Here is a 10133-nt window from a genome sequence, read left to right as displayed (position 1 = left end):
CATAACAAACACATAAATGTAGCTAGAAACACTAGTATTCTTTTCATGGCAAATGCTACCTCCTACTATTATAGTAGGGTGTTTTTAGGAAATAACAACAAAAATATCTATTTGATATTTAAAATGAACACATCATTCGTTTGAAACAGGATACGAAATAGGAAAAGAGTTAGACATATCATGTGTTGCTATATCAGATGTGTTTGCTATCTCTGATATGCCTATCTGAAAGCACTTGTCGAATAGCTTTTTCAAGAAATCGAAATACCTTGTAAATTTTGAGTACACTCATAGTGGATGATTAAAAAGATATGTGGGAGTGGTTTTTGTTTGTAAAATATAAGTTGTATAATAAATAGAGTTAAAAAAAGAGATTGAAAGGGAGAATTTATTATGTGGAAAGGACAAAAAATAGGATATGCACGTGTATCTTCAAAAACGCAAAATGTTGACCGACAAATTAAAGAACTGAATGAATATAGTTGGGATAAAATTTATATAGATATTGATATTGCTTCCGGTAGAAACTTTGAACGTCCAGAGTATCAAAAGTGAAACAAAAAATCCGTTTTGATGATGAGTTAGTCTTCATAATCTTTCTAGGTTTGCACGTAATAAAGAAGAGATACTCAAGGAATGATTATTGAACTAGAAGCAAGATATTGGAATATTTCAAAAAGGCATTTTACCGTTCATCATCTACACCTGTAGCTGTTTTCAGTAAGTAAAAGTTGATCATTTTAACGTTTCTTCCCTTCATTTACAGCAACAAGTTTTATTAATCTTTATTTTTTAAGCAGCATTAGTGCGAGATCCCATACATATCTAGCTAAATAAGAATAATGAGTATTTAGCTATTTATGGATGAAGGTTATTATATATATTCTAACGAGGTTTATTTTAAAATAATCAAAATCTTTATTATGGTTCTATTGACAATAGCTCGGGTAACTCCACAATTTACATAACCGCGGCTAAAAAATAAATGGGAAATCAACTCTATTTTTGATATTTTTCAGTCATCTGATATGTTAATATGCTCTCATCCTAATGGTCAAAAATAATAATATTTCCTTTATCCCCATTTATTAATGTGCATCTTTTCAGCTGCAAGCAAGGTTTCCTAACTTGTAAAGGATAAAGGCCTTATTCTAACCCTACTTTCTTAACCGCGATTGCAATCAAAACGTTTTTGGCTATATGACTCAAATTTCTATCTTCACCAAAAACATACAGTTTCGCACATAATCATTGGACCCAAATGTTGTAGCTTCCAAATCGTTCGAGGACTCTCCAAAATGATTCAAGTTAGTCGATCCAGCTAATTTTCAAATCCCAAATAATGCATCTGCTTCATTGTTCACCTACGAAAAAGGTTAAGATAGCAAGCCTTCGACCAGAACGCTAGAATGTGTTCGACATCCATCAAATAACCCCAATACTAGCGTTCCATTCCCTTTTGTCTTTTCCTCTTGTTTTTATTCTTCTGTTCAAGTTCATCTTCTCTCCACTTTCGATCAGCTTCACGGATGGCATACTCAAGAATAGAAAAGAAATCAGAACCATCATAAGACAAGAAACTTGAATTATGATTAGCTTTCGGACCGAAAGTGGTGGAACGCTCAAGTTCGGAGTCCTCTTCTTTACCAACCGACTGGACATCAAAAGCACTTTGAAGTTGATTCATTCGTTCTTGGCCAATTTCGTTAGAATATCGCATACACTCATAATAGAACATATGTTTATAAGATTGATTATCCATTTGGAAATTTGGATACTTCTTATTTAAGAGCTCAATAGATTGATTTCTAGAGTCAATATGACCGTTACTAATTTGATAAAAAGAGGAAATAATTTCAATTTGTTCATCTTTAGAGTATTTTCTTGGTGGGTTTGAAAAATCTACAGGCGTAATTTTTTTCCCATAATACTCTTCTGCCATGACAAAGAATTCCTTTTGTTCAAGCGATAAATAATTACGTCCAACCCAATTAGGATACATAGCTTGAAGTTGGTGGTCATAAAGTAGTCCCAACAGGCCTAATGATTTGTTCAAATTCTCTTTTTGTTTTAATAAAAACTGCATTTGACTTAACTCTTTTTCAGAAGCATTTTTGATTGTAGATCCATCAGCAAAATTAACCCCATTTTTCAAACGCAAATTCTCGAACTGCTTTTCTGCACTTTGTATTTCTTTTTGTATGGAAAGAACAAACTGTGTCCTATTGTTCAGTAAAACATATAAGTCCTTTTCAATTTGTTTTTTCTCTAAATCAATTATAACTTTTTCAATTTCATAGCCACTTAACCCTTTATTCTGTGCGAGCGTGGTTTCAACAACTTCAATTTTTTGTTCTTTAGTAAGATTCTCAATATTATAGTGTGGATAATACTTTTCTAAAAACCTATTTGCCTCATTTTCCAAAATATTTTCAGCTTGATCTAACATGTCTGTTTCTCTTTCAATCCGGTTCATTTTTTTAAATGTATCAACGGAATCCTGACTCAACTCTAGTCGCGCATGCCATTTGTCTAACTGGCTCCTTCTAGTGTTAATGTTTTCGTAATTGACAAAAAGTCGTAAGGATTTGGCTGACTCACGTAGTTGTTTTTTCTCTAAAGGAGTGAAGCGGCGAACAAACTTCTCTGTTCTTTCTTTTATCTGTTTTTCTTTCTTCACTTCTGACAGTTCGATGACGATTTTGTTGTACTCTTTACGCTCCATATTTATCCGAATTCTTTCAGATTCTTTCCCTTCATTTTGCAGCTGCCTTGCAACAACTCCTTCATGAATGGTAGGGAGTGTTTCAAGCCCTTGATCTTTATTCGATAAATGTGTGATCCTTTCAGGAAAACCATTTTTCTCTAAGAATTGATTTGCATAAGTCGCCCACTGCTCTCTCCAGTAAACAAGCTTTTCTTTGGTATTCCAATCAGTTGTATGTATGGCTTTTATTTGTTGTTTTCCATTCATGATTTGTTTCATCTTCACTTGTTTATTTCCCCATGTTCCCTCTTCATTAAAAGGTCGAATAGTTAACATGATATGAAAATGTGGATTTTCTTCATCATCTCTATGGATCGCTAAATCTGCAACCATGCCATCCTTCACAAAAACCTCATTACAAAATTCAATGGCTAATTGTTCTTGCTCTTCATGAGATAGTTCCTTTGGTAAGGCTACATTCATTTCACGTGCAAGTTGTGCATTCCATTGTCGTTCTACTTTCTCCACTTCATTCCATAATTGCTGACGATCATATACCCATTTAGGTGCATGACTAGGCGCAAGAATATGAGTAATCGGTTCCACTTGTCTTTTATAAAACTTGGACTCATTAGTTCTTTCATCTACCAATCTCTCACCAGAACGATATGCAGCTGCAGCAATGGTATTTTGTTGCTTTTTTCTTGAAATAATCTGATTTGAGAAATGATAGATGGCCACGGTTCAAGCACCTCACTTTCTTTTCATAACATGAGCGAAGCGAATTTTTTAGACGCTTCACGAAATTGGTTTCTTCGAAGAAGGAACCAATGCACAATACCACGATAGTGGTATATAAGTGCGCCCTTGATTTAATCTTCGGGATCATTCTATCACTTTCCAGATTCTAGGACAAGTGTTACAATTAGGAAAAATATCCATAAGGGGTGCTTGTGTTGGTAAAACAGAATATGAAAGAACAGATTTTAGGTATTGAAGAGCAAATCAAAAGATTGAAGGAAAAACAGAAAAGGATATTGAACAACACTCAAAGGGAGATTGGGAAATATCTAATGGATTCATGGGAAGTGGAAGATGTGAATGAAGCAAAGGAATTAATTGATTCATTTAATCATCAAGTGAAATCATTAAGTGAAGCCTCTTCTTCAAAAGAGGATGATGAGGAAGAGAAGGATTTTCCACAAAATCCACCTAAAGGGTAATTCATATGCCTAATGAAGAATTACAAAAAATGAAGGACAGAATAAAGGTTCTGGAGCAAAAGAAGAGGGTTTTAGAACATAAAGTTTCAAACGAAGCCAGAAAAGAACGAACGCGTAGGCTGATTCAAAAAGGAGCACTTTTGGAAAAGTACTTAGAAGAAGAAAGTATGTCCCTCAAGGATACTGAAAACTTACTAAAAGTATTAGCTAATTTTAAAAATAAAAATAAAGAATATGTAATTCGACAGATAAAAAGTTTAGATGAAGAAGTCATTGAAAATAATAAGATAAAGCCATTCTTGAACGCCCCATAATTAACCACACATAAACAGTTTCGCTATTTTCTTCATTTCAATTTTCATAATAAAGGTATCATTTTTTATCCTTTTAGTTTTTTTATACTTAGTATGAATTATTTAGTTCTTATCAGTAATGGTATTTTTTTGTCTTTAAAATACTTAATTATCATGAATGAAAAAACCAAAATTAGATCAAGTAAAATGAACACGATCATAGATTGTTTCGCTTCAAAAAAAAGGCAAACACATATTAGCCATGACTAATATGTGTTTGCCTTTTTACATCGATTTTAGGTGGTAATTCTTGATAAGAATATGCAACTCTCCTTGAACCTTTTATTCTCTTTGTCTTTTAATATCTTCTGGTTTTCAGAACGTTCTATGGTGCCGATAGCCCAAAATGTGACTAAATGAAGCAGTTTTAGGGTTAACCTTACAGGTAGTGGTTATCAATCGATATTAATGCAGAGGCGCACGTACTTTTGTTTTAAAAAGGGGATCCCTTCTTGCTATTCAATATCTAGACTTGTCCTTATCTTACTCTGTTTCGGGTAGGACATGCCCCCTCTTACCTTCTTAATCTAACGGCGTAGTAGTAAAACAAACAGACAAATTTTCTTTTTTTTTAACTATCCCTCTTTATTGGAAGTTCCATGGATTCAAATAACAAAATAAACTAAATCACTTCAAACTAGTCTAACCTAGATTAGACTAGTTTGTTTTTTAAAAAATCTAGACCAGACTAATCTAGGTTAATTATTCCTTGATCAACCTCAGAATTTTTGCACTAAACCATATTTGACCAAATGGCATTTTAACCAGCAGACGTCCATATACTATTTAAAAGGAGGAAGGAAAATGGTGTATAGACCTACCGTAAGATACCCGGACGTTTATAAAAATTATATAGAGAATGTGTATAAAGCGACCAATCTAGACCGTAATCAAATCATCCGTTTGGCCTTATTTGTTGCCGCACATTCAAATGAGTATAAAACTATCCTTCAAAAACATAAAATTGCTGACGTCCCTCTCCCCTGCCCAGATTGGGGGCGGGATGAAGATGGCTGCTGGACAGATCAAAACTATATTACAAAACAGAATCAAGCCCCATACAAACTCACTGAACAGGGTGGAATCAAGATTATTTTAGGCTAATTATTTCTTTTTAGATTCATTTGTGCTCTTTACGTAATGTAGTGTGGATGCCTTATTAGCAAGCTTTTCAGCCAGTTCTTTTGAAATATCTTTACTCATTTCGTATCACCTCACTTAAAAAAAGCCTTGCCACAATCCCTAGTAAATATACCTCCCTCCACTCTTGGCATAGCGTAACGATGTAACCAACTGACCAACCAACCCAAAGAAAAAGACGATTCTGAAAGGGGAAAACCAAATGGGAAAGGTTAAACATTTGAATCCGGTTCTCTCTTCTTCTAATAAAAAAACGATTGAACCACAAAAAAGAAAAGTTCGTTCGGATAAGCTTCATGACATAAAAATCCCCGTGGACGAACCCATGGACATGATTTTAAGGCGGGAATCCCGACGATACTGGAATGGCTCCAAAACAGCATTTGGCACGGAAATACTGTTGTTTGGTCTTGAACAGGTGCTCGTATACCCTGACGTCACCTATACAGACCAGCCTTACACGGTTCATTGCAAAGTAGATCATGAAACGTATCAAAAGATAGGTGATTATGCGGCCGGTTGGAAATGCAGCGTTCGAAAAGCAGCTCATCGGATATTTATAGAAGCATACAAAAAAAGGCAACTAGGGGGCGTAACCGATGGGGAAATATAGCCAAGCCAATCTTATAGATGAAGAACTATCTTTAATTGGATCAACAACCTTTATCGGAAAGCTACTCCATAAAGTAAATAAATCTTCAACCATCTTACTGAATATAGACGTCCCCTTGAATCTATTTCTAAGAGCAGAAGTTTTCTGTGAAGATATTCAAGACCTATCAGACCTGCATTTCGAACAAAACGACTTGATGAATCTTTTATATAATGACTTTTTGCTGTTTGCGAAAAAGAATCCAGACTCAAATGCCATATTCCGATTGCTCACCTCATTGGATAAGTATGCTGGTAAAGATTCAAGACTTGAAAAGCATGGGGTATCTGCTTTTAAATTAATCCATAAAGAAAAGAACCAAGAAATAAAAACGTTGAATTTACGCATGAGAAGGAAATACGCCTTACGTGGAGAGATTTTGCTTGCCGATATGGAGGAAGTTCAGCCAGAACATGGTTACACACTAGAAAGGGTATTTGAGCTTCTTTATATAGACTTTATTGATAAATTTCGAAAAGGTGATCATGCGGGTGTCATAGAAAATATCCTGCGCCTGCTTGATGATGAAACCGAATAGAATATACGAAAGGCTACGGAACACATTTGAAGGGGAAAGTCCATTAATCTCAGACTAAATTTCAAAATATGAACCTATGCATACACAATGCAATTTGCGTAGGTAATGAACTTGTATAAGTTTCTCCAAGCTCATTACCTATGCTTTTCGGTGTTCAGCACTAGCCCCCTTCGTTAACCAATAACTTCTCTTCTATTTCATATCACCGGACTATTGATCCAACAATATTTGCATCAATAATCACCCCAAATTTATCGGATATTGAATTGGCTTACTGGCTTACACAGGGAGACAAGTCCAATCTATTGTTAGTATTTGTAGCAACATTTGACTGACGGTTGGATAGTTACTTTTTCGGCCTGAACTTTTCACAGTTTGTTGCGAATATGTAACATTAGCCCTTTGAGGGAATAGTATATTTCGAGCAAGGCAACTTAGTCACCAATAGCACTTTCACCAGCGATCCTTGCTCTCTGCTTCAATCACAAAAATTATAATGGCCTCAATCTTTATTGCTTGTTCAATAAACTATAAACGTTCTTTTGTTTCTTGTATAAAAGCATTTAAAATCCCATGGAACACACATTTCAACACAAACATTCATTACCATTTTATTCCACATGAAAAATAACTGATCGTTCATACACCCTTCATGATTTATGTCGGTGCAAATTAAGATGTATTTATCTTTATTTATTGAGATGATGCTCCGCATGATATGTTAGGAAAATCTTCAAAAAAAATAAGCACCGTTTAGATGCTTATTTTGCATTTAACCACTCTTTCATCTTTTCTAAGCTGACTGTATACGGGCGTTTAATTAGATTCCTTTCATACCTGGACAAGGTACTATGGGAGATTCCCATTTCCTTAGCTGCCTCTAAAATGCTTAATCCCCGATCCGTTCTTTCCTTATTTATCGTTTCAGGAGAAACCTGCTTTTCTTCAACCATCTCCTTGGTTGCACTAGACTCCCTGTCCGTCATCCCCTTCAACATCGTTAGAAAATTCTCTGTGTCATAGTCCTGATCCTCAATCAATAATAAGTCCTGGTCATCTCCCATTCCCGTGATTTCAGTAGGTGGGATGATTTGGACACGTGCCTTCAACCAGGTGTTTGCGAACCAATTTCTCTCCTGCTCAATTTGCTTCTCAAGGGTTGTTTCCTTATAGCTCCACCCTTTAATGATTCCATCCTGCTGCAGGGTGTCCAATATTTCCTCAAATTGTTCCCTGATCCTTGAACCATATCGCGGATTCACGTCCAAATCCATGACTTTTAAAAGCCCTTTGTCTCCCCCAATATGATAAGCCCTGAGATAGTCTGCACTCTTCTGGCGAATCCTCCACTGCCAGGACAGATACCTGGATAACCGTTTATGGTACTTTTGCTTAATTGGATGGTATTCTAGAGTCTTTAATGCAAGCAGCCCACTGCTCCTTTGGGAACCGTATAAGAAGTTTGCAAGCAATTCCCCTGGACGAATGCTGCATTCATAAATACCAATCGGATTATCCCCCCGATAGGCTACCGTCACACTATCCACCAAAAACAAGGGATTAAACTGGACTTGTCCAATTTCCTCAAAATCTCCCTGATCCTCATTGATGAACCTCAAATTCTCTTTTTCAATTCTTATCCATATCGTTGTGAGAGCGGCCAACCTTTTCATGATATCGTCACGTTCTTTTTTTCGATAAGACATTTGATAACCGTCTAAATCTTCTTTCCGACCTTGCAATCTCCTTAGATTCAAAGCATCATCCGTATGGAAATGAATCATTTGGTCCTTATGAGTAGCCTGTTGCATCCAAAGAATCGAGACAATATCAAAAATATCTGCGGTTAAGTCATCCATCGACGTGATGGCTTGAGAGGTGAGATTTTTCCATTGTTCGATGGCTACATTTGATTTCATCATCAGATAATCATTTTCTGCCCTCACTTGAGCCGTCGCTTCTAAAGCCCTCTCCGCAATCCTTGCAGTAGGAATCTCGGTCGCAATGTCGAATTCATTTTTACTGATGGTCTCCCTTAATTTATGAAATAATAAGGCCGAACCGGACTCGGCAAAATTTTGATTCAACAAGGCATTTATCACTTCCCTGTTGTTAGACTTTGGGGAAGGTGCTGAATTCTCTTCTCCTATAATCTGTATGTATGGAAGGACAAAATTTCTAATTTCTTCTATGTAATCATCAACCCATTGTTCCATATCCTCGAATTTCAATCCATAATCTTTCACCAAGCTATCCAAAATCACAAAAAATGCTTTTAATGTTTGGCTAGGCTGGTAATCATCTTGACCTGACATAAGATGGTTGATATCCATATTCCAATCGACAAAGAGTTGAGGATAATCTGGAAAAATCGTTTTCATGACATTCAAAAATTTCGTTTGCAGGGGTTGTAACATTATTCTTTAACCCGCCCTTCTTTTGTCGACTCTATGTCCTCAAATGAGTACTGTTGGATGTAATCTTGAAAAACAACGGTTTCCAAAATACCCAAATCGTGCAGAAAGCTAACGGACTCAAAAGAAAGGAACTGAACGATCGGATTTTTTTCTAGGATGGCATTTTTCAACTGTTGGATGTCCTTTTCCTGATAAAGGATATAATTTCCCATCTGTTCTTTGATGTCGTTAGGGGAATAGATAGTATCTTTGAGAGGTTGATTATGCAAACATTCATAGACCATCTCATCTTTTATATAATAAGTCCTGACACCAAAATCTTTCCCAACCTTATAAAATTCGATTTGTTTTCGAAACCATATGGGACCACTGTATAATTGGACCACAGGTTTAGGAAGCACACCACGCAGCTGATAGGTGGAAACCTTTCTCCGATCCCATCCGAGAATTTCCCCCACCTCTTTAACTCCTACTAAAAAATCCATATGTGTTCCCCTTCTAATCTAGTAATATGATAATTATGAGTGAGCATTGTTGCTTTTGTCAACACATGAGTTAAACGTGCAACTTTTTTAATTTTGACGTTTGCTTTCACAATGTGCACATAACACTTCTTCTCTGTTCACTTGCGATATTTTCCCTTTTAACTCACGAAGCGCATCTTTTCCACAAAGGGGGATGATTTCTCCCCTTTTGCAAGTTTGGTACCCCTTGACCTATAGGCTGCCTCCTTTGCTTCCTGCCGATTGGAAGGTTAGAAGGCTTCCGCTGTCTTACGATTCGGGAGGCAAATGGGGAAAATAAATCAAAAAAGCAGCCGGATGGCTACTCTCCATAAAATTGCAACTTATCTTTTATTTGACGCTTCCTCTCACAATGTGCACAAGCCTTTTAATAATCTTCTTTTAAAATATAGGTTCTTTACCAAAGTCCTTGCATAAAGTAATCTCCTTCTGGTCAAATAAAAAGGGAAATGACGTTTCCTTTCACACGTATTGTGCAACTTTTACGCTTTTAGTTCGATTACAAACGGCTTTTTTCATTAGAACGTTGATATACCAGTGGTTATCTCAACCCTCTTAATGATTAAAGAATGACGTTTC

General features: G+C 36.1%; 9 protein-coding genes. 6 read left to right on the top strand and 3 right to left on the bottom strand.

Annotated features, from left to right (window positions below; genetic code table 11):
• Window positions 1-393: 393 nt before the first annotated feature.
• Window positions 394-555, top strand: coding sequence for a recombinase family protein (locus AC1DIV_RS20155; protein ID WP_477577281.1), 162 nt, complete (start codon window positions 394-396; stop codon window positions 553-555).
• Window positions 556-1441: 886 nt separating this feature from the next.
• Here the strand turns inward: AC1DIV_RS20155 and mobQ are convergent.
• Window positions 1442-3448: a MobQ family relaxase gene (gene mobQ, locus AC1DIV_RS20150; protein ID WP_477577280.1), complete on the bottom strand. Its 2007-nt coding sequence runs from the start codon at window positions 3446-3448 to the stop codon at window positions 1442-1444.
• 215 nt (window positions 3449-3663) lie between these two features.
• Here mobQ and AC1DIV_RS20145 point away from each other — a divergent pair, with 215 nt between their 5' ends.
• The 5 genes from AC1DIV_RS20145 to AC1DIV_RS20125 all read left to right on the top strand — a co-directional run bounded on the left by AC1DIV_RS20145 (window position 3664) and on the right by AC1DIV_RS20125 (window position 6613).
• Window positions 3664-3930, top strand: a complete 267-nt coding sequence (locus AC1DIV_RS20145; RefSeq protein ID WP_477577279.1) for a hypothetical protein — start codon at window positions 3664-3666, stop codon at window positions 3928-3930.
• Between the two features lie 5 nt (window positions 3931-3935).
• Window positions 3936-4244, top strand: a complete 309-nt coding sequence (locus AC1DIV_RS20140) for a DUF3847 domain-containing protein (protein WP_477577278.1) — start codon at window positions 3936-3938, stop codon at window positions 4242-4244.
• A gap of 843 nt (window positions 4245-5087) precedes the next feature.
• Entirely contained in the window at window positions 5088-5387 is a 300-nt protein-coding gene (locus AC1DIV_RS20135; protein ID WP_336865662.1) for a hypothetical protein, read from the top strand.
• 238 nt (window positions 5388-5625) lie between these two features.
• Window positions 5626-6036 carry a hypothetical protein gene (locus AC1DIV_RS20130; protein ID WP_048687620.1) on the top strand — a complete coding sequence of 137 codons (411 nt, stop codon included), beginning with the start codon at window positions 5626-5628 and terminating at the stop codon, window positions 6034-6036.
• Window positions 6023-6613, top strand: coding sequence for a hypothetical protein (locus AC1DIV_RS20125; protein ID WP_137017314.1), 591 nt, complete (start codon window positions 6023-6025; stop codon window positions 6611-6613). The genes AC1DIV_RS20130 and AC1DIV_RS20125 overlap by 14 nt, the downstream gene beginning before the upstream one ends.
• 761 nt (window positions 6614-7374) lie before the next feature.
• Here AC1DIV_RS20125 and AC1DIV_RS20120 read toward each other — a convergent pair.
• Window positions 7375-9030 carry a helix-turn-helix domain-containing protein gene (locus tag AC1DIV_RS20120; RefSeq protein WP_148359503.1) on the bottom strand — a complete coding sequence of 552 codons (1656 nt, stop codon included), beginning with the start codon at window positions 9028-9030 and terminating at the stop codon, window positions 7375-7377.
• Entirely contained in the window at window positions 9030-9515 is a 486-nt protein-coding gene (locus AC1DIV_RS20115; RefSeq protein WP_477577277.1) for a hypothetical protein, read from the bottom strand. Before AC1DIV_RS20115 ends, AC1DIV_RS20120 begins: the two co-directional genes overlap by 1 nt.
• Window positions 9516-10133 lie beyond the last annotated feature (618 nt).

The organism is Peribacillus sp. 05N428 (assembly GCF_056397085.1).
The sequence above is the reverse complement of the archived record's forward strand: the minus strand, read 5'-3'. Positions and strand labels throughout refer to the sequence as shown.

Excerpts from the sequence above, each read along its gene's own strand:
- AC1DIV_RS20155 (WP_477577281.1), top strand. The coding sequence starts at position 394 with ATGTGGAAAGGACAAAAAATAGGATATGCACGTGTATCTTCAAAAACG.
- AC1DIV_RS20140 (WP_477577278.1), top strand. The coding sequence starts at position 3,936 with ATGCCTAATGAAGAATTACAAAAAATGAAGGACAGAATAAAGGTTCTG.
- AC1DIV_RS20135 (WP_336865662.1), top strand. The coding sequence starts at position 5,088 with ATGGTGTATAGACCTACCGTAAGATACCCGGACGTTTATAAAAATTAT.
- AC1DIV_RS20130 (WP_048687620.1), top strand. The coding sequence starts at position 5,626 with ATGGGAAAGGTTAAACATTTGAATCCGGTTCTCTCTTCTTCTAATAAA.
- AC1DIV_RS20125 (WP_137017314.1), top strand. The coding sequence starts at position 6,023 with ATGGGGAAATATAGCCAAGCCAATCTTATAGATGAAGAACTATCTTTA.
- AC1DIV_RS20120 (WP_148359503.1), bottom strand. The coding sequence starts at position 9,030 with ATGTTACAACCCCTGCAAACGAAATTTTTGAATGTCATGAAAACGATT.
- AC1DIV_RS20115 (WP_477577277.1), bottom strand. The coding sequence starts at position 9,515 with ATGGATTTTTTAGTAGGAGTTAAAGAGGTGGGGGAAATTCTCGGATGG.